The 26,617-nt window shown below is 32.2% G+C and carries 18 protein-coding genes; 7 read left to right on the top strand and 11 right to left on the bottom strand.

Annotated elements, in window-relative coordinates:
* Nucleotides 1-4 precede the first annotated feature (4 nt).
* The 5 genes from gndA to ACYQ5R_RS09290 all read right to left on the bottom strand — a co-directional run bounded on the left by gndA (nt 5) and on the right by ACYQ5R_RS09290 (nt 7,614).
* The gene (gene gndA, locus ACYQ5R_RS09310; RefSeq protein WP_460190664.1) at nt 5-1,873 is read right to left on the bottom strand and encodes an NADP-dependent phosphogluconate dehydrogenase; all 1,869 of its coding nucleotides are present in this window, start codon (nt 1,871-1,873) and stop codon (nt 5-7) included.
* 1,257 nt (nt 1,874-3,130) lie between these two features.
* Nucleotides 3,131-3,583 (bottom strand): MarR family winged helix-turn-helix transcriptional regulator, encoded by a 453-nt coding sequence (locus ACYQ5R_RS09305; protein WP_460190663.1) that lies wholly within the window; start codon nt 3,581-3,583, stop codon nt 3,131-3,133.
* Between the two features lie 487 nt (nt 3,584-4,070).
* A complete protein-coding gene (typA, locus tag ACYQ5R_RS09300) occupies nt 4,071-5,840 on the bottom strand; it encodes a translational GTPase TypA (protein WP_460190662.1) in 1,770 nt (589 codons plus the stop codon).
* 67 nt (nt 5,841-5,907) lie between these two features.
* The gene (locus ACYQ5R_RS09295) at nt 5,908-6,447 is read right to left on the bottom strand and encodes a DUF1697 domain-containing protein (RefSeq protein ID WP_460190661.1); all 540 of its coding nucleotides are present in this window, start codon (nt 6,445-6,447) and stop codon (nt 5,908-5,910) included.
* 3 nt (nt 6,448-6,450) lie between these two features.
* Nucleotides 6,451-7,614, bottom strand: a complete 1,164-nt coding sequence (locus tag ACYQ5R_RS09290) for a proline dehydrogenase family protein (protein WP_460190660.1) — start codon at nt 7,612-7,614, stop codon at nt 6,451-6,453.
* Between the two features lie 83 nt (nt 7,615-7,697).
* Between ACYQ5R_RS09290 and aroB the strand changes: the two genes are divergently transcribed.
* Nucleotides 7,698-8,765, top strand: a complete 1,068-nt coding sequence (gene aroB, locus ACYQ5R_RS09285) for a 3-dehydroquinate synthase (protein ID WP_460190659.1) — start codon at nt 7,698-7,700, stop codon at nt 8,763-8,765.
* Here aroB and ACYQ5R_RS09280 read toward each other — a convergent pair.
* From ACYQ5R_RS09280 to dnaB, 5 genes are all read right to left on the bottom strand, one after another.
* The gene (locus tag ACYQ5R_RS09280) at nt 8,762-10,501 is read right to left on the bottom strand and encodes an FG-GAP-like repeat-containing protein (protein ID WP_460190658.1); all 1,740 of its coding nucleotides are present in this window, start codon (nt 10,499-10,501) and stop codon (nt 8,762-8,764) included. The genes aroB and ACYQ5R_RS09280 overlap by 4 nt on opposite strands.
* A 40-nt stretch (nt 10,502-10,541) precedes the next feature.
* Nucleotides 10,542-11,675, bottom strand: a complete 1,134-nt coding sequence (bshA, locus tag ACYQ5R_RS09275) for an N-acetyl-alpha-D-glucosaminyl L-malate synthase BshA (protein WP_460190657.1) — start codon at nt 11,673-11,675, stop codon at nt 10,542-10,544.
* 140 nt (nt 11,676-11,815) lie between these two features.
* Nucleotides 11,816-12,661, bottom strand: coding sequence for a transketolase (locus tag ACYQ5R_RS09270; RefSeq protein ID WP_460190656.1), 846 nt, complete (start codon nt 12,659-12,661; stop codon nt 11,816-11,818).
* Nucleotides 12,662-12,773: 112 nt separating this feature from the next.
* On the bottom strand, nt 12,774-14,057 hold the full coding sequence (locus ACYQ5R_RS09265) for an asparagine synthetase B (protein ID WP_460190655.1): 1,284 nt from the start codon (nt 14,055-14,057) through the stop codon (nt 12,774-12,776).
* A 14-nt stretch (nt 14,058-14,071) separates the two neighbouring features.
* Nucleotides 14,072-15,577, bottom strand: coding sequence for a replicative DNA helicase (dnaB, locus tag ACYQ5R_RS09260; RefSeq protein ID WP_460190654.1), 1,506 nt, complete (start codon nt 15,575-15,577; stop codon nt 14,072-14,074).
* A 132-nt stretch (nt 15,578-15,709) separates the two neighbouring features.
* Between dnaB and ACYQ5R_RS09255 the strand changes: the two genes are divergently transcribed.
* The 5 genes from ACYQ5R_RS09255 (at nt 15,710) to ACYQ5R_RS09235 (ending at nt 23,450) form a co-directional block, all read left to right on the top strand.
* Nucleotides 15,710-16,783 carry a DUF3810 domain-containing protein gene (locus tag ACYQ5R_RS09255; RefSeq protein WP_460190653.1) on the top strand — a complete coding sequence of 358 codons (1,074 nt, stop codon included), beginning with the start codon at nt 15,710-15,712 and terminating at the stop codon, nt 16,781-16,783.
* Between the two features lie 34 nt (nt 16,784-16,817).
* The gene (locus tag ACYQ5R_RS09250) at nt 16,818-19,787 is read left to right on the top strand and encodes an amidohydrolase family protein (protein WP_460190652.1); all 2,970 of its coding nucleotides are present in this window, start codon (nt 16,818-16,820) and stop codon (nt 19,785-19,787) included.
* Between the two features lie 12 nt (nt 19,788-19,799).
* The gene (locus ACYQ5R_RS09245) at nt 19,800-21,107 is read left to right on the top strand and encodes an amidohydrolase family protein (RefSeq protein ID WP_460190651.1); all 1,308 of its coding nucleotides are present in this window, start codon (nt 19,800-19,802) and stop codon (nt 21,105-21,107) included.
* A 290-nt stretch (nt 21,108-21,397) separates the two neighbouring features.
* Nucleotides 21,398-22,198, top strand: a complete 801-nt coding sequence (locus ACYQ5R_RS09240; protein WP_460190650.1) for a TrmH family RNA methyltransferase — start codon at nt 21,398-21,400, stop codon at nt 22,196-22,198.
* Between the two features lie 13 nt (nt 22,199-22,211).
* On the top strand, nt 22,212-23,450 hold the full coding sequence (locus ACYQ5R_RS09235) for a M48 family metallopeptidase (RefSeq protein WP_460190649.1): 1,239 nt from the start codon (nt 22,212-22,214) through the stop codon (nt 23,448-23,450).
* On the opposite strand, the gene ACYQ5R_RS09230 is transcribed toward ACYQ5R_RS09235, so the two are convergent.
* Nucleotides 23,425-24,249 carry a T9SS type A sorting domain-containing protein gene (locus tag ACYQ5R_RS09230; protein ID WP_460190648.1) on the bottom strand — a complete coding sequence of 275 codons (825 nt, stop codon included), beginning with the start codon at nt 24,247-24,249 and terminating at the stop codon, nt 23,425-23,427. The genes ACYQ5R_RS09235 and ACYQ5R_RS09230 overlap by 26 nt on opposite strands.
* Before the next feature lie 90 nt (nt 24,250-24,339).
* Between ACYQ5R_RS09230 and ACYQ5R_RS09225 the strand changes: the two genes are divergently transcribed.
* Nucleotides 24,340-26,559: a RelA/SpoT family protein gene (locus ACYQ5R_RS09225; protein ID WP_460190647.1), complete on the top strand. Its 2,220-nt coding sequence runs from the start codon at nt 24,340-24,342 to the stop codon at nt 26,557-26,559.
* Nucleotides 26,560-26,617 lie beyond the last annotated feature (58 nt).

Here is a 26,617-nt window from a genome sequence, read left to right as displayed (position 1 = left end):
ACACCTACCATTTGGTATGATAAAAATTAGCTTTCGACCTATCAATTCTCTGATAGGTATGAGCACCAAAATAATCTCTCTGTGCTTGAATCATGTTGGCTGAAGATTGTGCGTTAGTCATCATTAAAAAATAATTTAGCGCAGATGAATGAACCGTCATTGGACAACCATTCAAAATTGCATTAGAAAGATTAATTTTTGCATTACTAAAAGTATCTTTTAAAATAAAACTGCACTCATCATTCATAAACAAGTGGTTATTAGATTTTAACCAATGCACGAGTGTTTCCATTAAATCTGAACGAATTATACAACCGTTTGTCCAAATCCTTGCTATATCAGAAAGGTTCAAATTCCAGTCATACTCCTTAGATGCTTGTTCAATAACATCAAAACCAATCGCATGATTTACAATTCTTGAAAATTTATAGGCATCTTTAAGCTGATTTGTATCTATTGAGCATTCATAATGCCTTATATCGCTATATTTAGCATCCATTTCAATCCTGATATCTTTCATTGCTGAAATATATCGAGCGAAAACAGCATCAGCAATTGTATTTAAGGGTTTTCCCAACTCTAAAGCGGTATTAGTACTCCAACCTCCAGTACCTTTTTGGGAGGCTTGATCAAGAATAACATCAAGTAAATACTCTTCTCCTTCCTTCTTTCTGAGAATATCAATAGTTATTTCAAGTAAATAACTATTCAAATCATCATTTTTCCAAGATTCAAAGATATTTGCAATTTCTTCTTGATTAACTTCAGCCAAATATCTTAATGCATAGTACACTTCTGCTATAAGTTGCATTTCAGCATATTCAATGCCATTGTGAATCATTTTTACAAAATGTCCAGAACCTTCCGGACCAATAAATGAGCAACAAGCAATTTCATTTTTGTCTTTTGCTGAAATAGATTCTAATATGTCAGACACTTTACTGTAGGCCACAAATTCTCCACTTGGCATCATTGAAGGTCCATTTAAAGCACCCTTTTCACCGCCGGAAACCCCCATTCCTATAAAATGGATTTGATAAGACTTTAGTAGTTCGTACCGTTTTTTTGTTTTTTTGTAATGAGAATTTCCTCCATCAATAACTATATCACCCTCATCTAGTAAAGGAATCAAATCATTTATGACAATATCTACAGGCTTACCTGCATTAACCATGATTAAAATTTTCCTAGGTCGTTCTAATGAATCAATAAAACTATTTAAGTTATTATATCCTCTGATAGCTAAATCCTTATGTTCTTTTACAAAATCGAGTGCTATATCCTCCTCTTTCCCTGGCACCTCCCTATTAAATACAGATATTGAATTAGATTTTCTAGCGATGTTTAATGCCAAGCTTTTACCCATAACTCCCAAACCTAAAACTCCAAAAGAAGACGCTTTAATTTTATTCAATAGTGCAGATAGTACATCCTGTTTCTTGTGTTCGGCAGATACCCAAATACCCTTTTCAGGTTTTTCCAATGTTTCAAATTGAGATTTAAGTAATTTAGAATCAAAGAAATGATTATGCCGGTTAAATAATCTTTTTTCAATTACTTGATAAGGCGCATATAACCAAATCCATTTTACCTCATTATTTTCGGAAAGTAATTTTCTATATGATTTTTTTAGAGCTGAACAAGCTAAAATTGCTCCTCCATCCCTATTCCATAAGTCTATTTCTGATTTTAATAGATTTAACCAAGGTTCCCTATCTTTATCGTTAAGAGGAAGACCCTCTTCCATTTTCAAAATATTAGCCTCCGGATGAAAATCATCCGCATCAAAAAATGGAAGATTTAATTCTTGGCTCAGAAGCTTACCGATAGTAGTTTTACCGCTACCGGAAACTCCAAATACAATGTAGACCATACAAATTAGTTAAGTTGATTTGTTTATCGCAAAATACAGAAAATAAAAAAACTCATCAAAATTTAAAAGAAATTTTAAAAACTCTAAATTTTCTGTTAATTTTCAGCAATAAATCTCTTGTTTCAATATTATATTGAAACCAAAACATAATTCATAAAGTAGGATTTTAAACTACGCGAAAATCCCTAAACAAAGGAAAAATGTTACAAATAATAAACCTAAAATTATACTTCTTTTAGCACCCATAATACAAAAATTAATTCCAAGGTTATACAACCTGGATAAGTTACATTTAAACAATTCGTGGGGAAGTGTCATAAATGGGGTACTATGACTTAACAAGTATAATAAAATAAATTGACATTTGCAAATAAAGGTATAATGCAGGGTGTAGTGTTTTTCAATTTGAGAATAATTCAAATCCTACCATCATAGTGCAAGAGCTTTCTAATTATTGGAATTCAATAATTTGCATCCAATAAGCATATTAAATATTCATTAATATTTCGCAATTTGACTTTGTATATTTCCAGTAATTTATGTAATATTGCGAGCATATCCCGAAAGCTCTAAAAATCCCCTTTTTATTATTTCTAGGCTAAATTATTAAACAGAAACATCTTGTTTTAGTTTTGATGATATACCATATAATGCAGTCGTAATTTAAACTTAAATAGAAACTACCGTTGTGGGGACGACATATTAAACTATTTAAGCGTTGCGACTGCTTTTAAAATATATTTCATATTATTTACCTATCTGTTCGAAATCTTTGAATCTTGTACAACTAATTAATTATCAAAATGGTTAGAGACATAAGAAAATCAAAGTAAAACAAATCTTTAAACATCGTGGAGAAAAAAGTTAGACTAATTAACTTTCCTAAAAAAAAGGTAGTGTTAAAAGATTTACTTCTCTTTAAAAGGAAATTCAAATTAATTTTCGGATTGCTTATCGTTTACTTAAATTGAATGAATACTTTTAACAACTACCTAATCTTACTTTACTTATACCTACTCACGATTTACTCTTGTTTCTATTCTTTATTTCTTTTTCGAATTGATTAATGCGATGCGCCAATGTTCGGATTACTTTAATTAAATAAAATCAGTTTTCGGATTGATCTATTTAGTTATTGACACATCGCCTTTTAATCAATTTGGGGTTATGTGGGGATATTTTTTTGGAAATAATTACAAACTACTATCAAATTATTCATGCTTAGAATTTTTATAATTTTCATTACTTTTTCCTATATCAAAACCTTAGCTTTATTAATAACTTGTTTAGGGTCATCATATCCCTACTAGTTAATTTCTTAACAATCTCCTTGTCACGTTTAGATTGCTTCTTCTGTATTTCAGCAATAAAAACTTCTCCTTTATCTGTCAACCTAATTTCTACTTTTCGCCTATTCTCCTGAGATTGTTCTCTTGTTAAAAGACCTTTTAAGCGTAATTTTTCAACCAATCTTGTAGTGTTACTCATTTTACTAGTCATATTATCTTGAATGGTACTTAGGTTAGCTGGTTCCCCGTTTAACTTTTTCAATAATAAAAGAACGTTGTACTGCTCAACAGACAATGCATATTGTTTTAAATGCTCTGCTGACTTTTCATACACCCAATTTCCTGCAGACAATAAATTATTTATTGTATTTAAAGGATCATTGTGTACTAAATTGTTTTCATTTTCATCATTACTACTCATATTTGTGGGGACAACAATTGTATATACAACAATGGTGATCACAAATATAAAATCAAATATTAGTTCTCCAAATTTTTTTGAACTTTTTTTATTTTTTTCTAACCCCAATATAACTTTAAAGATATTTAGTAGTTATATTTAATTATGCGCTATTTCACGCTTGAAACCCCTATTAATACTATTATATCACCTTTTTTGAGTTAACTAGTATAACTTTATTAATTCAACCTAAATTGCTTTGAAAAAAAATTTGAAAAAATGGGGTTATAGTTTAACAGAACTCTATTTTAATCTTATATTCAAGTTATATTATGTGCAAAATGAAGCGGATTTTTAGTGAGAATGATGCACGAAATGAGTCTTTTTACCCATATAAATCATCTTTTAAATGCAATTTCAAGCGGCTTTTTTTCACCTTTTATATTGTAATTCAACAAAAAAAGAGGTCCTACTGGACCTCTTTTTTTTTTATATATTTTAAATTTTATTATCTAAAACTGATTTTTCGCATACGTAAATTTAGTGGAGTAACCTCTAAATATTCATCTTCACGTATATACTCCATACACTCTTCTAATGAAAAATCTATTTTGGGAGCAATTTTCATTGCATCATCTGCTCCAGCAGATCGAACGTTTGTAAGCTTTTTTCCTTTAATAAGGTTAACACCCATATCGTCACTCTTACTGTTCTCTCCTACAACTTGCCCTTTATAAATATCTTGATTTGGATCAATAAAGAATCTACCCCTATCTTGTAATCTGTCTATGGCATAAGCTGTGGCTTTACCAGTTTCAGAGGAGATTATCGCACCTTTTAAATCATCACTAAAATCTCCTTTAAACTCAGCGTATTCACTAAACCTATGGTTTATGATAGCTGTTCCTGCCGTTGCCGTGAGAATTTTATTTCTTAAACCAATTAAACCTCGTGAGGGAATATTGAATTCTAAATGTTGTAAATCTCCTTTAGGTTCCATTACCATTAAATCACCTTTTCTTAAGGTAACTAAGTTAATTGCCTTAGACGCATATTCCTCAGCAACATCAATAACTAAAGTTTCAAATGGCTCACATTTAACACCATCAATATCTTTTAAAATAACTTGCGGTCTACCAACTTGAAGTTCATAACCTTCTCTTCGCATGGTTTCAATCAGAACTGATAAATGTAAAACTCCTCTACCGTAAACATTAAATGAATCTTCAGAATCTGTAGCATCTACTCTTAGTGCAAGATTTTTTTCTGTTTCCTTAAATAAACGATCTCTTAAGTGTCTAGAAGTTACAAACTTACCTTCTTTACCAAAAAATGGAGAGTTGTTAATTGTAAACAACATACTCATTGTTGGCTGATCTACTTCAATTCTTGGCAATGCTTCTGGTTCATTCAAATCTGCAATAGTATCTCCAATTTCAAAACCATCAATACCTGTAACTGCACAAATATCTCCAGCTCTTACTTTATCAACAGATGCTTTACCCATTCCTTCAAAAACATGTAATTCTTTAATTCTTACTTTTTGAGTAGAACCATCTGCTTTACACAATAGATAATCCTTACCTACCTCTAAATCACCACGGTATACTCTACCAATCGCAATTCTTCCTGTAAATGAAGAATAATCTAAAGATGTAATTTGCATTTGAGGCGTACCTTCTACATAAGGGGCATCAGGAATATTTTCAAGAATTGCATCTAGTAGCGGAATAATATCCGTTGTTTCTTCTTTCCAGTCAGTATTCATCCAACCATTTTTAGCAGAACCATAAACAGTTGTAAATTCTAATTGTTCTTCTGTTGCGTCTAAGGCAAACATTAAATCAAAAACTTTTTCATGAACTAAATCTGGTGTGCAGTTTTCTTTATCTACTTTATTTACTACAACTATTGGAGTTAATCCTAATTCTAAGGCTTTCCCAAGTACAAATCTTGTTTGTGGCATTGGTCCTTCGAATGCATCAACTAATAATAAAACACCATCAGCCATTTTTAATACACGTTCTACCTCCCCACCAAAATCGGCGTGACCTGGAGTATCAATTACATTAATCTTTACTCCTTTATAGTTAACAGAAACATTTTTAGATAAAATCGTAATTCCTCTTTCTCTTTCTAAATCGTTATTATCTAATAATAAATCTTTACGCTCTTTACGCTCATCTAAAATTTTTGCCTGATCAATAATTTTATCAACTAAGGTTGTCTTACCATGATCTACGTGTGCTATAATAGCAATGTTTCTAATTGATTGCATCTCTTATTTTTTGAAAGTGCAAAAGTAGTCCTTTTAATTGGATTAAAGTGTGAAGTAAGTATTAAGTTTACGCATCTAATAAACCTTTTAATTTTCTAATCGTATTTAGATTTCTTGCAGTAGCATTTAATTCCAATAATTTCTCGAATTTAGAAATATTCATTTTTGTCTTCCCCATTCCGTTCACATATATAGTGAATATTTCTTTGCCGTTTACAATATAAGAATCTGGTGAAAAATCCACTTTTTTCAACTTCTCTATATTTTCGTTATTCGGGTATTTGTTCAGAAAAATTCCATATACGCGATTTATATGAAGCGACTTCTTTGCTATATTTTCAATATTTGAAAGAATACCATCCCATTCTTCGGCTGTGCGAATTATAACAACTACATCAAAATTGTATAATCTGAAAATCTCTTTTTCAACAACTTGAGATAATTCTTCTTTGGACAAATTTGAATTTATAACCAGATTACCACTTTGAATATAACTCAATACAGAATCTATTTGCTGAATACTATACAGAGCTTCACTTAATTCAGACATAATTATTTTCTTATGCCCACCAACATTTATTCCTCGAAGTAAAACAACAAACTTCAAATTTTAGAGTTTTCTGCGTTTACGCTCTGATTTTAATAGATTTAACTCTCTACTTGTTTGACCTGCAACTGATGTATTTTCTTCTGCACGCCTTATCAAATAAGGCATCACATCTCTAACAGGTCCAAAAGGCAAGTACTTAGCAACATTATACCCTCGATTGGACAAATTGTAGCTGATATGATCACTCATTCCGTATAATTGACCAAACCAAACTCTTGCATCATTTTTATTAAGTCCTTCTTTTTCAATTATATCCATTAACAAATAAGAACTATCTTCATTATGGGTTCCTGCAAAAACAGCCATTTTATCATGCGCTGCCATGTATTTAATAGCGTCGTTATAATTGTCGTCTGTTGCTTCTTTGCTAATACAAATTGGAGAGGTATATCCGTTATCTTTTGCTCGTTCTCTTTCTTTTTCCATATATGCGCCACGCACAACCTTTAGCCCTATATAAAAATTATTTGCCTTAGCTTTTTGATGTAATTCTTTAAGATAAGCCATTCTATCCCAACGATACATTTGCAGTGTATTGTAGACTATCGCTTTATTTTTATTATAAGTCTCCATCATTTGTTCAACTAAATTATCCGCAGCATCTTGCATCCAAGACTCTTCGGCATCAATTAATACAGGTACATCTAATTCATGTGCTTTTTTGCAAACGGTATCAAATCGTTCAACTACTCTTTCCCACTCTTTTTGTTCTGAGGCAGATAATCTTCTATTCTCTGTAATTTTTTCATATAACTCGAATCTTCCAAATCCCGTAGGTTTAAATACTGCAAATGGAATACTCATTTTTTCTTTAGCAAACTCAATTGTTTTAAGTGTTTTCTCTAATGCATTATCAAACTGTTCTTCGCTCTCCTTACCTTCAACCGAATAATCTAAAACAGCATGTACATTTTTGCTAAACATTTTCTCAATGGTTGGCAAACAATCATCCTCTGTTACACCACCACAAAAATGATCAAATACCGTTGAGCGAATTAATTTTTCAACTGGAAGTTTAGAATTTAGCGCAAAATTCGTTACTGCCGTACCTATTTTAACTAATGGTTCACTTTGAATTAATTTAAATAAAAAGTATGCTCTTTCTAATTCAGAATCTGACTTAATTTGAAAAGCAATTTCAGTATTATCAAACAATTTTTTCATGCGGTATAATTTACGAACAATTCTATGCAAAGATATTCGTATTTTCCCATTTTTACGCTTATTTTTGAGGCAAAATTTACTGAATGGACGCCATATATTCTGACAACTATTATATCTATTTTAACCAAGATGCATACAAGCAAATGAATCAATATATTGCTGATTCAAAGCCTTCTAATATTTTTATTTTAGTTGATGAAAACTCATTAGAATTTTGTTATCCAACGCTTGCGCAACAATTAGAAACCGTTGCTCCTATCGAAGTTATTGAAATAGAATCTGGCGAATCAAACAAAAATATTGAAACGTGTGTTGGCCTTTGGAATGTATTAACCGAGTATGGAGCAGATCGAAATAGTTTAATGATTAATCTTGGTGGAGGTGTTATTACTGATATGGGTGGATTTGCAGCATCTACTTTTAAGCGTGGCATCTCATTTATAAACATCCCAACCACATTATTAAGTATGGTTGATGCATCTGTTGGGGGTAAAACTGGTGTTGATTTAGGCGTTTTAAAAAACCAAGTCGGGGTATTTTCTAACCCAGAAATGGTCTTAATTGATACTAATTATTTATCTACATTAATTCAAAGAGAAGTGATTTCGGGTATAGCCGAAATAATTAAATATGGGCTTACATATGACACTAAACTTTGGGATGAGGTAAACAGCTCTAAAAATTTAAATTACAATGTTTTAAATTTCATCATACACAATTCTATAAGTATTAAGAATGAAGTTGTAAAAGAAGATCCTAAGGAATCAGGTTTAAGAAAGATTTTGAATTTTGGACATACTCTTGGGCATGCGATTGAATCGCATTATTTAGAATCTGATCATTTAGAAAGTTTAACACATGGTGAGGCAATTGCGATTGGTATGATAACCGAAACGTATTTATCTTATAAGTTATTTAATTTTCCAAAGGACAAACTGGAAGAAGTGAAAAATGGAATACTTGCAATTTTTGAAAAAGTGGATATTTCTAAAAAAGACTATCCTTCGATTCTTGAATTATTAAAACATGACAAGAAAAATTCTGGTGGCCAAGTAAACTTTGTCTTACTTAGTGATTTTGAGAAATTCAATTTAAATTGCGCAGTACCAAGTGATTTATTAATAGAAAGCTTAGATTTCTATAATAATTAATACTTAATAAATTTCTTAGTCGATTTGTATTCACTTGATTTAATTACAATTGAATAAATACCAGTTGCAAAATTGGATGTATCGAATTTCAAAGAGTTCTTATTATTGACATCTATTTCTTTAATCTTACTGCCAAAAGCATTAAAGATTTCTATTACTCCATTTAAATTACCAGACAATTGTAACTTAAGTTCATTCTTCACTGGATTCGGAAATATTTGAAATTCAGCTAAAAGATTATTATCAATGGATAATGAAGCTCCCTCTACTGCTGTAAAAGTTTGATTAGCACTAACATCGTAGTAAATATCTTTTATCCCACTTAACCAATGAATCTCTAGTGAATCTAATTGTGTTTCACTACCCAATCCTATAAATTCAGTTAACGAATTCTGTGAAATAAACCCTTCTCCGGCTAGAGAGTATCTATTCTGAACTTCACCATCCTTATAAGCCTTTACCCAACTACCTATACCGTCTTTATTACCTGTAGTTCCTTCTAATTTAACTTTCAAATAATTATTTGAAGAGCTATTATTTTCAAAAACAAAATGATTACTTTCTCTATTTACAACAACTATCTCTGGAAATCCATCATTATTAACATCTCCAATAGCATTGGCGAAACTAATTTTATTATCGTTAGCAAAACCTGCATTCATTGGGATTGAAAAATCTCCAGCTCCATCATTCACGTAAAAGGCAGAGGGCAATAAAATACTAGGATCATATGTCAGCATTGCACTCACATATAAATCAGCATCTTGATCATTATCGGCATCTAAAAAAACTGCTCCCCAAGCCCAACTTTCCATAAGAGTACCATTTGCAGAAGCAATATCTGTAAAAGTGCCATCGCCATTATTTTCTAAAAACGCATTTCCTGCAAAAGAATTTGTCACATAAATATCTAAAAATCCATCATTGTTGTAATCAGATATTGTTGTAGACATGGCATCTATCGCCAAATCTGTACCACTAGAAACACTCGTATCAGTAAAAGTACCATCACCATTATTATGATACATAATATTGGTTTTATTAGCCTTATCATTTGATATATAGATGTCCTGATAACCATCATTATCATAATCAAAAAAAGCGGCACAAAACGATAAGTTAGCTGTTAAAGGTAAACCGGCGATATTCGTAACATCAGTAAATGTTCCATCTCCATCATTTTTGTAAAGCGTATTATAATAAGTAGCAGAATCTGTCTCTTCATCTCTAAATAATAATAGTAAATCTAAATATCCATCGTTGTTATAATCACCCCAAGATGCGCCGAAACCAAAATTTGTTGAAGTACTTATTCCGGCATTAGTTGTACTATCACTAAACTCAAAACTACCATTGTTTTTAAACAATTTATTACCCCCATCATGAGACATCATAAAAAAATCTTTATCGCCATCATTATCATAATCAATCCAAAGAACCTGCATAGTTCTTGTACTAGTTATAAGTATTCCCGTTGGAAATATCTCAGAGAATGTTCCATTATTGTTTTTATAAAAATGAACTGATTCTCCATCTGTAGAAGAAAAAGTCAAATCATCCCAACCGTCATCATCAAAATCTACAAAACTTACCCCTCCTGCAAAGTATTCCGGTGCGTTTCCATTATATGATGCTGTAACGCCTAGTGATACTGCATTTTCTGTAAATGATATTTGAGAATGTACAAGTAGAAAACTAAATATAAATAAACAGCAAAAGGCGAATTTCTTTAACATAGAATTTGGCATGGTTGAATACCACCAAATATACTAAATGCTAACAACAAGCTACAAGAACATTTCTATAAACTTCTTCGTAACGCGGCAAAATATTCTCAATGGCGAACCTTTGTGCTTGCTCAAAAGCTTGAGCTTTAAATTTTTCTAAATTGATTGGATCTTGTAAAATATAAAGTGCATTATTCGCCATATCATTTACATCTCCAACATCACTTAAAAAACCAGTAATACCATGAGTATTAACCTCTGGTAATCCTCCTCCATTGGTAGAAATTACAGGTGTGCTTGCAGCCATTGCTTCTAGCGCGGCTAAACCAAAACTTTCTGTTTTCGAGGGTAATACAAATAAATCTGAATAACACATTACCTTATGAACGTCGTTACTATTACCTAAAAAAAGTATCTTTTCAAATATGCCCAACTCCTTTGCACGATATTCCACTTGTTCAATTACAGGTCCTTCTCCTACTAAAAGTAATTTAGCAGGAATTTCTTGTTGAATTTTATCAAATACTTCTATAACATCCATAGGTCTTTTGACAGGTCTCATATTTGAGACATGTGTTATAATTCGTTCATCTTCATCGGCCAATGCTGATCTCTTACATACTTCATCACCAGTTTTAGGGTAGTGTTCAAAATCAATAAAATTATAAATAACTTCGATTGGAACATCAATATTGAACAAGCGTAACGTATCATTTTTCAAATCATTTGAAACCGCAGTTACATAATCCGAATTATTAATACTAAACTCCACTGCAGCTTTATAGGTCGGATGGCTCCCAACCAATGTTATATCTGTACCATGAAGCGTTGTAACTACCTTTATATCAATTCCTTTACGTTTTAGCATTTGCTTAGTCATGTAAGCAGCATATGCATGAGGAATTGCGTAATGTACGTGTAAAATTTCTAACTCGTATTGAGCAATTACTTCAACTAACTTAGTAGATAAAGCTAATTCATAGGGCTGAAATTGAAAGAGCGGATATTCTTCAACAAATACTTCATGAAAATGAATGTTCTTTGCTAATAAGTCAAGGCGTACCGGTTGTTTATGCGTAATAAAATGAACCTCATAACCTTTATCAGCTAAGGCCATTCCCAATTCTGTCGCTACTACACCACTACCGCCAAACGTTGGATAGCAAACAATTCCGATTTTCATATAAAGTTGGTATTTAAAACGAAATAACTTTCGTTTTGTACGACGTAAATGTACATTTTTACTTACATAGAGCTCTTAAAAATGTCATAAAAAAAGCCACTTAAAACTTAAGTGGCTTTCAGATAATATCTTTAAATATTTTAATAATCTCCTAAAGTAACCGGGTTTTGAGCTAAAGCGCTTTCTAATTGTTCATCGCTTGGTGCCTTTCCATGCCATGCATGAGTACCAGCCATAAAGTCAACTCCATGTCCCATATCTGTGTGCATTAATACACATACTGGTTTTCCTTTACCAGTTCTAGATTTTGCTTCTTTTAAACCAGCAATTACACTTTCTATATCATTTCCCTTTTCAATCTCCATTACATCCCAACCAAATGCTTCAAACTTTGCTCTTAAATCTCCTAAAGGCATTACATGGTCAGTAGAACCATCTATTTGCTGTTTATTATAGTCAACTGTCGCAACAATGTTGTCAACTTTCTTACCTGCAGCATACATTGCAGCTTCCCAAACTTGACCCTCTTGCAATTCGCCGTCTCCATGCAATGAGAAGATCAATTTATTATCTCCATTTAATTTTTTCGCCTCTGCTGCACCAATTGCAACACTCATACCCTGACCTAAAGATCCTGAAGCGATTCTTACACCAGGTAAATGCTCGTGAGTTGTTGGATGACCTTGCAATCTAGAATCAATTAACCTGAATGTGTTTAACTCATCCACAGGAAAAAAGCCACTTCTAGCTAAAACGCTGTAATATACCGGAGAAATATGACCGTTTGATAAAAAGAATAAATCTTCTCCTTTACCATCCATATTAAAGTTGGTATCATAATCCATAATCTCTTGGTATAAAGTTGTAAAAAACTCTGTACAACCTAAAGAACCACCTGGATGACCAGATTGAACTTTATGTACCATTCTAACAATATCTCTGCGAACTTGTTGAGCAAAATCTTGTAATTCAGTAATTGATGACATACAATAGTATATTAAATTGAACGGCACAAAAATACATGATTTAACTGCTTTCAACAAAGGAAAATTGTACTAAAAATTCAGGAAAGTTTGATCCTTATTTTAATTCTAAAATTTATGTTTTTTGTTTCTTCTTTTTGGCCGCTGGAAACAAAACATTGTTTAAAATTAAACGGTACCCAGGAGAGTTTGGATGTAAGTCTAATTCCGTTTTTGGGTCTCCTACTCTATGACTGTAGTCTTCTGGGTCGTGTCCACCATAAAAAGTAAACATACCTTTACCTTTAGTACCATGAATATATCGTGCTTCTCCATTGATTTTATTCTCTCCCATTATTAACACTGTTGGTTTCACGAGACTAGAATCATAAGCGGTTGTTTGCCCCATAAATCCTTTAACAATCATCGTATGATTCTGACAAAGCATGGTTGGAATCGGATCCCACTTTGCAGAATAATTCATAAGGGCAAAATAATCAGAAGTACGGTCTATTCTACGCTTACGTGTCATATCTATATCAGAAAACTCGTAAACTATTGGACTTCTTTCAAGTATAAAGTCTGTAAATGCAAAAGTGCGACTGTAATCAATTTTAGTTTGATAATCAGCTTCCGAAGGATCCCCATCAAACATGCTTTCTGCAATATCAACACCATTTGATGCTAAGGCAATGTCAAAACTATCAGTTGCTGAACACATGGCAAACATAAATCCTCCTAGAACAACATATTCGTAAATTCTTTGAGAAACAGCACCTTTTAATTCTGACACTTTAGAAAATCCTAAAGAGCTAGCAAGCGTTTCTTGTGCCTTTTTTTCTTCAATATACCAAGGCGCTGCTCTATATGCACCATAGAATTTTCCATATTGTCCTGTAAAATCTTCATGATGTAAATGAAGCCAATCATACAATAACAGTGCATCTTGGAGTACTTCTTCATCATAAATTACATCAAAAGGAATTTCTGCATAGGTTAATACCATTGTTACAGCATCATCCCATGGTAACTTGTTTTTTGGTGAGTAAACAGCAATTTTTGGAGCTTTTTCTAAAATAACAGCCTCCATATTTTGAGACGGACTAGCAATTTCTTCTAATATCGATGCGGCATTTACATCTGAAATAATTGCATAAGAGACTCCCCTTATCACACATTCATTAGCCACTTCTTCCGAGTGCTCTAAAAGAAAGGCTCCACCTTCATAATTGAGAAGCCATTGCGCTTTATAGCCTTTTGAAATTGCCATGTAAGTGATTCCGTATGCTTTGAGATGGTTGGATTGTCCATCAGCAGACATCGGTATGTATATAAAAGAAGCATTTGCAATTGCACACCAAAACAAACCTGTAATTAGGCATCCTAGTTTTGCAATTAACAAAGCTCTTTTAAAATCCATAAAAATAATTTGTATTAGAAAGGAACGTCTCCGTCATCAAAAGCATCAGCAGGATTTATATGTTGAGCGCTTTCTGGCAATTCTGCATTCATCTTAGATTGGAATTCTGTACTAATACTTTCTTCTAAATCTGAGAATTTTGCCAAATGTCCTTCGAATTTTAATCGAATGTTCTCTAAACCACCATTACGGTGTTTAGCCACAATAAACTCACCTTGCCCTTCACAAGAAGTGTGATCATCATCATCCCACTCGGTCATTCCATAATATTCTGGTCTGTAAATAAAAGATACAATATCTGCATCCTGTTCAATTGCTCCAGATTCCCTCAAATCGGATAATAATGGTCTTTTATTCCCCCCTCTAGTTTCTACGGCACGAGACAACTGAGATAACGCAATTACTGGCACATCTAATTCTTTAGCCAGTGCTTTTAGGTTTCGAGAAATGGTTGAAATTTCTTGTTCACGATTCCCTCCTTTTGAAGCACCACCTGCAGTCATTAATTGCAAATAATCAATAATTATTATTTTAATTCCGTGTTGAGAAACAAGTCTCCTTGCCTTAGCACGTAAATCAAAAATTGATAAAGATGGAGTGTCATCAATAAAAATAGGCGCATTGGATAAATTCTTAACTTTTACATTAAGCTGTTGCCATTCGTAATCTTCCAAATTTCCTTTTCTCAATTTACTTGATGGTAAACCTGTTTCACTTGATATCATACGCGTAATCAACTGAACCGAAGACATCTCTAATGAAAATACAGCAACACCTTGATTTGCTCCAATGGCGATATTTTTAGCCATAGAAAGTACAAAAGCCGTTTTACCCATACCAGGTCTAGCTGCTAAGATAATTAAATCACTTGGCTGCCAACCAGAGGTTAAAGCATCTAGTTTTGTAAAACCAGATGGCACACCACTCATTCCTTCCCTATTTGAAATCTCTTCAATTTTATTTATAGCTTGTCTTACAAGGCTTTCTGCATTTTCAGAGCCCTTTTTAAGGTTTCCTTGAGTAACTTCAAATAATTTTGTTTCTGCACTATCTAATAAATCAAATACATCTACAGTTTCGTCATAAGCTTCTTCAATTATCTCAGTTGATAATCCAATTAACTTACGTTGAATAAATTTTTGAAGAATAATTCGTGCGTGAAACTCGATATGCGCAGAAGACGCCACTTTTTGCGAAAGATTAATAAGGTAAAAATCTCCTCCAACAAATTCTAACTTTCCACTATTTCTAAGTTGATTAGAAACAGTTTTAATATCTATTGGTTTAGATTCTTGAAATAAGGCATAAATAGCACGGTAAATTTCTTGGTGTGCTTCTTTGTAAAAAGCTTCTGGATGTAAAACATCAATAACATCATCAACACCTTTTTTATCAATCATCATCGCACCTAAAACAATCAGCTCTAAATCCAGTGCTTGAGGAGGTAACTTCCCTTTTTCGAGGTTGATAACTGGGTTGCGAGTAGGTTGGGTTGACTTAAATGATTTGACGTTTTCCATATAACAAATGTAGGAGATAGAAATTAAAAAAGAGCTTTAAAATTTAATAAAATTTGCTCACAGCTTGTTGAAAATAAATGAGAGACTGTTAATAATTTTTTGGCTCTTAATAATATCTGTATTTTTGAGTTGATGAAAAATAAACGCATCCAATTAGTACTTCTATTTTTATTTCCAATTCAATGGTTCCTTGTTCGATATTTGTCTTCAAACCCTGGAATTGTTGAAGAATATTACAGCAATTCATTTTACGTCTTAATTAGCTCTTTTTCTAGGAATATACTCGGAAGAATACCAATTAGTGTAGGAGACGTTTTCTACATAACTATTGGTTATTATATGATAAAATCAATTTACAAGGTTTTTAAAACCAAGTGTATATCTCTTCTAAAAATTGGCGCCTATTTATCTCTAATTTATGGTCTATTTCATATTTGTTGGGGATTAAATTACTATAGGATACCGTTATATCAACAATTAGAATTAGAAAGTTTAAAGTATGAAACCAAGGAACTAAAAGAATTAACATTTAATCTTGTTGATGCCATAAATACAACCCATTTCAACATTACTCAAAACGATACAGTTAAAGTTACAGTGCCTTATTCTAAAAAAGAATTGTATGAAAAAGTACAAATTGGTTATAATAACTTAACGAATCATGAGCCTAGTTTTTCTTATAAAAATCCTGCAATAAAAAATTCTATCATGAGTCTTCCTCTATCTTACATGGGGTTCTCAGGTTATTTAAATCCAATTACTAATGAAGCTCAGGTTAACTATTTAATTCCTAGAGTAAATTACCCTGCTACCAGTTGTCATGAAGTTGCACATCAATTGGGTTATGCTGCTGAAAACGATGCAAACTTTATCGGATTTCTAGCTGCTAGCAAACACTCTGATGCTTATTTTAACTATTCCGCATATTATATGGCTTTGCGTTACACTTTGAATGATTTATATCATCATGATAAAGAAGCTTATAAACTGGCATTTAAATCTTTAAACAAAGGAATTATCAAAAACATGCACGACTCAAGAAAGCATTGGGAAAAATACAAAAATCCCTTTGAAGTTATTTTTAAGAAAATTTTCAATCAGTTTTTAAAGGCAAACAAGCAAAATGCAGGTATTAAAAGCTATAGCCTAATGGTGGGCATGTTAATTAATTATGAAAAACAATATCAAACCTTGTTTGATAAATAAATATATTTACCTAACAAATTAAACCTAATATTTTATGAAAAAACAATGGCTCAGTTGTCTGTTGTTCTTTGCAATAATTCAACTTATAGCTCAGGAATATTTTCCTACAAATACGAGTGTAAAACATACGAATGAGAACTACACTGCATTTACAAATGCTACCATTCATGTTTCACCTACAGAAACTATTAAAAATGGCACCCTACTCATCAAGGGAGAGAAAATTGTAAGTGTTGGTAATGTAGTAATTCCCAAAAATGCAACTGTAATAAATATTGAAGGTAAACATATTTATGCTTCATTCATTGATATGTTCAGTAATTTTGGAATTAAAAAAGCCGAAAGAGCTACAAGATCTAATTCTCCTCAATATGATGCAGGTCGAGACGGCTATTATTGGAATGATCATATCATACCAGATCAACGAGCATTTGAAGCTTATAAGTTTGATTCAAAAAAAGCAAATGAATTAGTAAATGCTGGATTTGGAGCTGTTAGCACCCATCAAAAAGACGGAATAATGCGAGGTACAGGTATGGTTGTAACATTAAATACCAGAGGTAATTCTGCAACCAATATTTTAACTACAGATGCTACTCAACATTTATCTTTTAGTAAGTCTGTAACTTCTAGACAATCGTATCCTACTTCTACAATGGGAGCTATGGCACTCATACGTCAGACATATGATGATGCCAAATGGTATTCCGGTGGCAATTCTAAAACTAAAGATTTAGCACTTGAAGCTTTAAATAAAAATAAAAACTTACCTATTGTTTTTGATGCAAGTAATCTAGACAATGAATTGCGCGCTGCAAAAATTGCAAGTGAATATGATCTAAATTATATCATCAAAGGAAATGGATTTGAATACGAAAATATAGACGCCATTTCTAAAAGTGGATTTCAGTATATAATTCCTTTGGACTTTCCTGCAGCTTACGATGTTTCAGACCCTTATCAAGCATCAAAACTTAGTTTAGGCGCAATGAGACAATGGAACCAAGCTCCGAGAAATTTGGCAATTTTAGCTGAAAATAATATAACATTTGCTATTACTTCAGCCGATTTAAAAACAGCAAAAGAAATGAAAACTAATCTTCTAAAAGCTATTGAATATGGTTTAGATAAAGAGATTGCTTTAGCTGCATTAACAACAGTTCCTGCCAAAATGTTAGGAAAATCATCGGAGTTAGGTATTATTAAAAATGGTAGTTATGCGAACTTCTTAATTACTTCGGATGAAATTTTTAATAAGAAAACAATTTTATACGAAAATTGGGTGCAAGGTGCCAAGCATGTTGTTACTGATATGAATATAAAAGATATAAGAGGCGAATATACATTGAACGTAAATGGAAAATCTTACGATCTTTCTATTTCAGGAGAAATAGCAAAACCTAAAAGCTCTATAAAATTAGATAGCACTAAAGTAAACTCTAAAATGAGTTTAAAAAATGGTTGGGTACATATCTTCTTTGCTGAAGGAGATGCGAATAAGACAGAATTCGTAAGACTTTCTGCTCAAACATCTAAAAGCAATACACTAACTGGCAATGGTACTTTAAGAAATGGTTCTACCACAACATGGTCTGCTTTAAAGAAAGAAAGTTCTAAAAAAGAAGAGAAGAAAAATGAAGATAAAAAGGATGCTTCTCCTGTTATTATGAATGCCACCTACCCTAATGTTGCATATGGATATAAGAAAAAACCGACATCAGAGAGTATTTTATTTAAAAATGTAACGGTTTGGACAAATGAAGCAGATGGAGTTTTAGAAAATACCGATGTGTTAATTAAGGATGGTAAAATTTCGAAAATCGGTCAAAATTTAAAAGCTGGCAAAGCAACAGTTATAGATGGTACTGGAAAACATTTAACTTCTGGTATTATTGATGAGCATTCTCATATTGCTGCAACATCCATTAACGAAGCAGGTCATAATTCTACTGCAGAAGTTACTATTGAAGATGTACTAGATGCTGATGATATTAATATTTATAGAAATCTAGCAGGAGGTGTTACAACCATTCAAATTTTACATGGTTCTGCAAATCCAATTGGTGGTAGATCTGCGATTATTAAATTAAAATGGGGGGAAACTCCAGATGGTTTGGTATATGAAAACAGTCCAAAATTTATAAAATTTGCTTTAGGTGAAAATGTAAAACAATCCAATTGGGGCGATTTTAATCGTATAAGATTTCCACAAACACGTATGGGTGTAGAACAGGTTTATATAGACTACTTCCAGAGAGCTAAAGAATATGATGATTTAAAGAAAAGTGGTAATCCCTATCGTAAAGATGCAGAGTTAGAAGCCTTGTCAGAAATTTTAAACAAAGAGCGTTTTATTTCTTGTCACTCTTATGTACAATCAGAAATAAATATGCTTATGAAGGTTGCAGAACAATTCGATTTCAACATTAATACATTCACTCATATTTTAGAAGGATATAAAGTGGCTGATAAAATGAAAGAACATGGTGTTGGTGGTTCAACATTCTCAGATTGGTGGGCTTATAAATACGAAGTGAATGATGCGATACCTTATAATGGTGCGATAATGCATTCTCAAGGTGTTACGGTTGCGTTTAATTCAGACGATGCTGAAATGAGTAGAAGATTGAATCAAGAAGCTGCGAAAGCAGTCAAATACGGAGGCGTTTCAGAGGAGGATGCATGGAAATTTGTAACTCTTAACCCAGCTAAACTATTACATATAGATGACCGGACAGGTAGTATTAAAGTTGGAAAAGATGCCGATTTAGTTTTATGGAGCGACCACCCGATGTCTATCTACTCAAAAGCAGAAAAGACACTTATTGAGGGCGTTACTTATTTTGACATTGATACCAATGACACTATGGTAAAAGAAGTAAACGCTGAAAGAAACCAATTAATTAACATGATGATTGAAGCTAAAAACAAGGGAATGAAAGTGCAACCGGTGGTTGAGAAAAAGAAAATTCATTTTCACTGTGATAGCTTAGAAAACCTTTAAATTTTACTTCACATGAAAACATTAAATTATGTAATGAGTTTTGTACTTCTTTTTGTGGGTAGTACAATTTTAGCACAACAAACTCCTGGAGCAAAACAAGAGAGTTCAATATTAATTCAAGGAGTTGTAGCACACCTAGGTAACGGACAAGTTATTGAAAATGCAGCTATTGGATTTGAAAATGGAATTTTAAATTTTGTTGGTAAAAACGGTAGGCAAACAGGTTCTTATGACCAGGTCTTAACTTATGAAGGATATCATGTATACCCTGGATTTATTGCAGCCAATACCACAAATGGATTGGCAGAAATTGATGCGGTAAGAGCTACAAATGATACCGATGAAGTTGGGTCTTACTTACCTCATATTAGAAGTTTAATTGCCTACAATGCAGAATCGAAAGTAACAGAATCACTAAGACCGAATGGTGTTTTAATGGGACAGATTACGCCTAGAGGAGGTGTAATTTCAGGCACTTCTTCTATTGTTCAATTTGACGCATGGAATTGGGAGGATGCCGCTATTCGAGTAGATGATGGCATTCACATTAATTGGCCACTTGCAGTTAGAAATGGTAGACCATGGGTGGGAGAAAAACCAGGGCCAATGGCTGAGAAAAATTATGCTAAAAACCTAGATCAATTAAAATCATATTTAACTGAAGCTCAGACATACTTAGCAGGTGCTCAATCTCCAAGAAATTTACCATATGAAGCTACTGCTGGCTTGTTTGATGGTACTAAAACATTTTACATTCATGCAAGTGGAGAACGTGAAATGTTAGATGCTATTAAATTTAGCGAAGAAATCGGAATTAAGAATATTGTACTAGTGCATGCAGTTGAAGCACATAAAATCTCAAATGTATTAGTAGCGAAGAGTATACCAGTTATTATTGACAGAGCACATCGTTTACCATCTCATTTTGATGAAGATGTACACCAACCTTATAAGCATGCTGCAATGTTAGTAAAAAGTGGAGTAACTGTTGCAATTGGAATTGAAGGGCAAATGGAACGCATGAATGCACGAAATTTACCCTTCTATGCAGGTACCTATGCTGCTTACGGAATGGATAAAGAAGAATCTTTAAAAATGATTACTTCTAATGCAGCCAAGATTCTTGGAGTAGACGATAAAGTTGGGACCTTGGAGGTTGGTAAACAAGCAACTCTTATCATTTCACAAGGCGATGCCTTAGACATGCGAACTAACATTTTAGAAAAGGCTTTTATTCAGGGTAGAGAACTGAGTTTAAAATCTCACCAAACCGAGCTATATCAAAGGTATATGGATAAATATCAAGAAGAACAAGAATAATTTCAAAAAGCCTCCAAAATTGGAGGCTTTTTTTAGTACTATTAATTCTTTTAATCAAAACAAAATGTAAGTTGAGTAATTTGTTTTGTAAATAGTTAGTACTATTTAATTTCATAACATTTCCCAAAATGTTTTTTAAAGTAATCTTACTTCATACGCAACATATGTCGTTTATTAGAGAAGTAATTTACAAAATCTTTTTGAGAAATAAAAACGTATTGATGTATATTAAGAATTTTTTAAGCAGTTCACATGTTATAAAATGGATGTAAAAACAGTACCTTTGCCAAATGCTAAAAACCATTTCAAGCGTAAAAAACCCTTTAATTAAAGAGGTTATCGGCCTTCAAGAAAAATCTAGAAACCGAAAAAAACAGAATAGATTTATTATCGAAGGTCAAAGAGAATTGAGCTTAGCCATTTCTGGTAATTACAAAATTGAGCAATTGCTAATAGATACTTCAATTACTTCAACTAACTTGATTAATGAATTAGCTATAGAGATTGAGAAATGTATCGAGATTTCTCATGAAATTTTTAAAAAGATTGCTTACAGAAATTCTACAGAAGGAGTAATTGCCATTGTAAGATGTAAAAATCACGCTATTGACCAATTTAATCTCAATTGTAAAAACCCATTAATTCTTGTGGCAGAAGCTACTGAAAAACCTGGTAACATTGGAGCACTTATGAGAACTGCTGACGCTGCTAATGTTGATGCCATATTTATTGCAAATTCAAAAACAGATTTATACAACCCTAATATCATTCGATCTAGTGTGGGTTGTGTTTTTACGAATAATATAATTACAGGAAGCACCAATGCGATAATTGATTTCTTGAAATCTCATAGAATATCCATTTTCTCTGCAGTGCTATCGGAAAGTGCAATAAACTATACTGAGCAAGATTATACGCAATCCACAGCAATTGTTGTTGGAACAGAGGCAACCGGACTTTCAGATACTTGGCTATCTCAATCAGATAAAAATATTATAATTCCAATGCTTGGCAGTATAGATTCCATGAATGTTTCTGTAGCTGCTGGTATCCTAATTTACGAAGCAAAAAGACAACGTAATTTTAAATAGTATTATTAAAAAAATGACTGCTACTACCCTATTTTATATTTTGATTGCAATTATTGTTATTAATTTTTTATTTGAAAAAATTCTAAGCATCCTAAATGCTAAACATTTCAGCGACGAATTGCCCAGAGAAGTAAATGATGTTTACGATTCAGAAGCTTACCAAAAGTCTCAATCATACAAAAAAACGAATTTTTCATTTTCATTGATTTCTTCAAGTTTTTCTTTATTGATAACCTTGGCTTTTTTCTTTTTAGACGGATTTAAAATTGTAAATGATTTTGCTTTAGGATTTTCAGATAATACCATTCTAACAACATTAATATTCTTTGGAGTTTTGAGTATTGGTAGTGATATTTTATCTACTCCTTTCTCATACTACAAAACCTTTGTTATTGAAGAAAAATTTGGATTTAATAAATCGACAAAGAAATTATTTTGGATAGATAAGATTAAAGGTTTGACAATGTTAATTGTTGTAGGAGGTTTAGTATTAGCTTTAATTACCTGGTTTTATGAATTTACAGGGGTTTACTTCTGGTTATATGCTTGGGCTTTAGTAACAGCATTTACGGTATTTATGAATATGTTTTATTCATCCCTAATTGTACCTTTATTCAATAAACAAACTCCGCTCGAAGAAGGTGAATTAAAAACCGCTATTGAAAACTTTGCGCAACTAGTTGGCTTTAAATTAGACAATATATACGTTATAGATGGTTCTAAAAGATCTACCAAAGCAAATGCTTATTTTACCGGTTTTGGCGCTACAAAGCGAATTGTACTATACGACACCCTAATTAACGATTTAGATACTGATGAAATAGTTGCTGTATTAGCACATGAAATTGGTCACTACAAGCACAGACATACCATTTTTAATTTGATTGCTTCCATCCTATTAACAGGTTTTACACTCTATATCTTGTCTTTATTAGTAGGTAATATTCTTTTATCTGAGGCGCTAGGGGTTCAAGAATCTAGCTTTCATATAGGTTTGGTTGCATTTGCTATTTTGTACAGTCCAATATCAGAAATTACAGGTCTGATTATGAATAGTATTTCTAGAAAATTTGAATATCAAGCAGATAATTATGCGAAAAAATTCTTTTCAGCAACGCCATTAATAAGTTCGCTCAAGAAATTATCTAAAAATAGTTTGAGTAACTTAACACCTCATAAGGCCTTTGTATTTTTTCATTATTCGCATCCTACTCTGGTACAACGAATTAGAAATTTGAATTTAAAATCATAGGATAAACAATTTCTTTATCATCTGCATTAACTCTTATATAAAACAATCCATCTAATTTGGAATTTATATTAGTTTGAATTCTATCAGTATTCAATTCGAATTGTCTAAAAACTAATTGACCCATTGAATTTATAACTTCAAGTTTAATTTCTTTATGGAATTCTTTAAAATCAATATTGAATTTTCCATTTGACGGGTTTGGATACATTTTAAAATCAATACTTGACTTTTCTTCAGTAACACTAAGAACATTGTTATTATTTAAGGTAATAGATTCTATTTGCATTCCCGCAGTGTTAACCGAACCCATATCAATTGTAACAATCATCTCTGAAACACCTAATACGCCTTCCGTTTTCCCAAAGATATCGGTAATATTATAATAAACAGAATTCCCGGTCATTGTAAAATTAGTATTCAAGGTCCATAAATCGATAGTATTACCATCAAAATCTTTAAATTCAATTGAAGTATCGGTTTGTAAATCATAAGTTCCGGCATTAAAAAAACGCCATTCCATATTATCTAAATCAAAAAAATCTGTATTTAGACCATCACCCTTTATAGTAAATACCATATCAACACCAGTTATATTTCCTGTTTGTTTTAAATGTGGAGGAATATCTGCATCCATATTATTTGTTACTATAATATTGGCTCCTACAGGATTTGAAACTATAGATTTATATCCAACTTCTGCACTATCATCAGAACCAGAAGAAGAAAAAGTATATTGCGTTTGAGCTGTCAATAAAGAAGATGTGAAAAATAAGCTGAGAATTAGTAAAATTGTTTTCATAGAATTTATTTTTTTGAGTCTAATTTAATCAAGAAATATTATATATAAATTATTTTTTTAATACTTTTATTTAAGTTTAAAATTTGGATTATGGCTTACGATGTAAGTATTGAAGAAGAAAATAAGGAGATAGCCAATAGATATAAAGACCTTTTAAAGGGAACTTACCAAAATTTAACTGCGCAAGATAAACGAGATATACGTCGCGCATTTGAATTAGCCTTGGAGGCACATAGTAGTCAGCGCAGAAAAACTGGAGAACCCTATATTTACCATCCCATTGCTGTTGCAAAAATTGTAGCCTATGAAATTGGTTTGGGTACAACTTCTATTATAGCCGCATTACTTCACGATGTTGTAGAAGACACACATTACACCCTAGAAGATATTGAAGGTGAGTTTGGAGAAACCATAGCACGTATTGTTAATGGACTCACCAAAATTTCAAGATTAAGTAAAGAACAAGACGCGTCGATTCAGGCTGAGAATTTCAGAAAAATGATTCTTACATTACACGATGATGTTCGTGTGATTCTAATTAAGGTTGCAGATCGACTGCACAATATGCAAACGATGGATGCAATGCCACCGCATAAACAATTAAAAATTGCATCAGAAACCTTATATATCTATGCTCCTTTAGCTCACCGTTTGGGTTTATATAACATTAAAACTGAGTTGGAAGATTTAGGTCTAAAATATACAGAACCCGAAGTATATAGCGATATTGCTGATAAAATAGAAGAAAGCAAAGAAGAGCAGGAACTTTACATTAAGGAGTTTGCTAAAGTGATTAAAACATCTTTAAATAAAGAAGGCTTTAAATATAAAATTAAAGGTAGAAGTAAGTCTATTTTTTCTATGCGTAGAAAAATGAAAGTGCAAAATGTTACCTATAACGAGATCTATGATAAGTTTGCAATTCGTATTATCTATAAAAGTGAAATTGAACGCGAAAAATTTGATGCTTGGAAAATTTATTCGATAGTTACAGATCACTTTCAACCCAACCCTACTCGACTTAGAGATTGGATTACACAACCGAAATCAACTGGATATGAGTCACTTCACATTACTGTTATGGGGCCAAAAGGTAGATGGGTTGAAGTTCAGATTCGTTCAGAACGTATGGATGAAATAGCAGAAAAAGGATACGCTGCTCATTACAAGTACAAAAATGCACAAGAAAAAGAAAGTGGTCTTGATGTTTGGTTAAATAGATTGAAAGACACACTTGAAAACCCAGAGGGTAATGCTGTAGATTTTGTTGAAAATTTCAAACTCAATTTATATACAGAAAAAATTTTTGTCTTTACTCCAAAGGGCGATTTAAGAGCAATTCCGAAAGGAGCCTCTGCCTTAGATTTTGCATTCAATATTCATACAGAAATAGGTATGCATTGTAGAGGTGCTAAAATTAACGGTAAACTCCGACCTATTAGTCATGAATTAAAGAGTGGAGATCAGGTAGATATTATTACTTCACCAAATCAAAAGCCCAATATACGTTGGCTAGATTTTGTTGTTACCGCTCGGGCTAGAGCTAGAATTAAAGCTGCACTTAGAGAAGAAAATAAAGAAATCGCGAATGAAGGTAAAGAGATTTTAGCTCGTAAATTGCGTTCTTTAAAACTTTCGTATAACGAAAATACTATAAATGATTTAACCAATTTCCTAAAATTAAAAACAAGCTTTGATTTGTTTTTTAGAGTTGGAAATGGCACAATTGAAAATAGTCAATTAAAAGAGTTTGCTTCTCAACGCTCAAATTCTTTTTTGAATTTCTTTAAAAAGCGCTACAGCAAATCAACTTCAGTAGATACAGAAATAGTAAAGGATGAGGTTAATGAGAAGTATGATATGCTCGTATTTGGACCAGATGAAGAGCAATTAGATTATAAATTAGCAAAATGTTGTAACCCAATACCTGGAGATAGTGTATTCGGATTTTTAACTATCAATGAAGGAATTAAACTTCACAGACAGGATTGTCCGAATGCCGTTTCATTACAAGCAAATTATGCCTACCGAATATTAACGGCGAAATGGATTGATTCAACACAGCAAGAATTTACCGTATTTTTAAAAGTGAGTGGTTCCGATCAATTTGGATTGGTAAACCAATTAACCAGAGTTATTTCTAATAACATGCATGTAAATATTAAAAGTTTAAACATTAGTGGCAATGAAGGTGTATTCCATGGAAGTATGAGCATAGGCATTAAAAACAATAAACAATTACAATTATTAATAAAAAATATTAAGAAAATTGAAGGTATAGAAAAAGTTGAACGAATTTATAAGCAATAATTATTCTTTTGTAAAAATTGACATTTAGCACAAATTCATCTAAAAAAATACCCTAAAT

The sequence above is a fragment of the Urechidicola sp. KH5 genome, assembly GCF_054661455.1.
The sequence above is the reverse complement of the archived record's forward strand: the minus strand, read 5'-3'. Positions and strand labels throughout refer to the sequence as shown.

What these genes read in the sequence shown, in the direction of transcription:
- gndA (WP_460190664.1), bottom strand. Translation starts at nt 1,873, where the DNA reads ATGGTCTACATTGTATTTGGAGTTTCCGGTAGCGGTAAAACTACTATC.
- ACYQ5R_RS09305 (WP_460190663.1), bottom strand. Translation starts at nt 3,583, where the DNA reads ATGAGTAGTAATGATGAAAATGAAAACAATTTAGTACACAATGATCCT.
- typA (WP_460190662.1), bottom strand. Translation starts at nt 5,840, where the DNA reads ATGCAATCAATTAGAAACATTGCTATTATAGCACACGTAGATCATGGT.
- ACYQ5R_RS09290 (WP_460190660.1), bottom strand. Translation starts at nt 7,614, where the DNA reads ATGAAAAAATTGTTTGATAATACTGAAATTGCTTTTCAAATTAAGTCA.
- aroB (WP_460190659.1), top strand. Translation starts at nt 7,698, where the DNA reads ATGGACGCCATATATTCTGACAACTATTATATCTATTTTAACCAAGAT.
- ACYQ5R_RS09280 (WP_460190658.1), bottom strand. Translation starts at nt 10,501, where the DNA reads ATGTTAAAGAAATTCGCCTTTTGCTGTTTATTTATATTTAGTTTTCTA.
- bshA (WP_460190657.1), bottom strand. Translation starts at nt 11,675, where the DNA reads ATGAAAATCGGAATTGTTTGCTATCCAACGTTTGGCGGTAGTGGTGTA.
- ACYQ5R_RS09270 (WP_460190656.1), bottom strand. Translation starts at nt 12,661, where the DNA reads ATGTCATCAATTACTGAATTACAAGATTTTGCTCAACAAGTTCGCAGA.
- ACYQ5R_RS09265 (WP_460190655.1), bottom strand. Translation starts at nt 14,057, where the DNA reads ATGGATTTTAAAAGAGCTTTGTTAATTGCAAAACTAGGATGCCTAATT.
- dnaB (WP_460190654.1), bottom strand. Translation starts at nt 15,577, where the DNA reads ATGGAAAACGTCAAATCATTTAAGTCAACCCAACCTACTCGCAACCCA.
- ACYQ5R_RS09255 (WP_460190653.1), top strand. Translation starts at nt 15,710, where the DNA reads ATGAAAAATAAACGCATCCAATTAGTACTTCTATTTTTATTTCCAATT.
- ACYQ5R_RS09250 (WP_460190652.1), top strand. Translation starts at nt 16,818, where the DNA reads ATGAAAAAACAATGGCTCAGTTGTCTGTTGTTCTTTGCAATAATTCAA.
- ACYQ5R_RS09245 (WP_460190651.1), top strand. Translation starts at nt 19,800, where the DNA reads ATGAAAACATTAAATTATGTAATGAGTTTTGTACTTCTTTTTGTGGGT.
- ACYQ5R_RS09240 (WP_460190650.1), top strand. Translation starts at nt 21,398, where the DNA reads ATGCTAAAAACCATTTCAAGCGTAAAAAACCCTTTAATTAAAGAGGTT.
- ACYQ5R_RS09235 (WP_460190649.1), top strand. Translation starts at nt 22,212, where the DNA reads ATGACTGCTACTACCCTATTTTATATTTTGATTGCAATTATTGTTATT.
- ACYQ5R_RS09230 (WP_460190648.1), bottom strand. Translation starts at nt 24,249, where the DNA reads ATGAAAACAATTTTACTAATTCTCAGCTTATTTTTCACATCTTCTTTA.
- ACYQ5R_RS09225 (WP_460190647.1), top strand. Translation starts at nt 24,340, where the DNA reads ATGGCTTACGATGTAAGTATTGAAGAAGAAAATAAGGAGATAGCCAAT.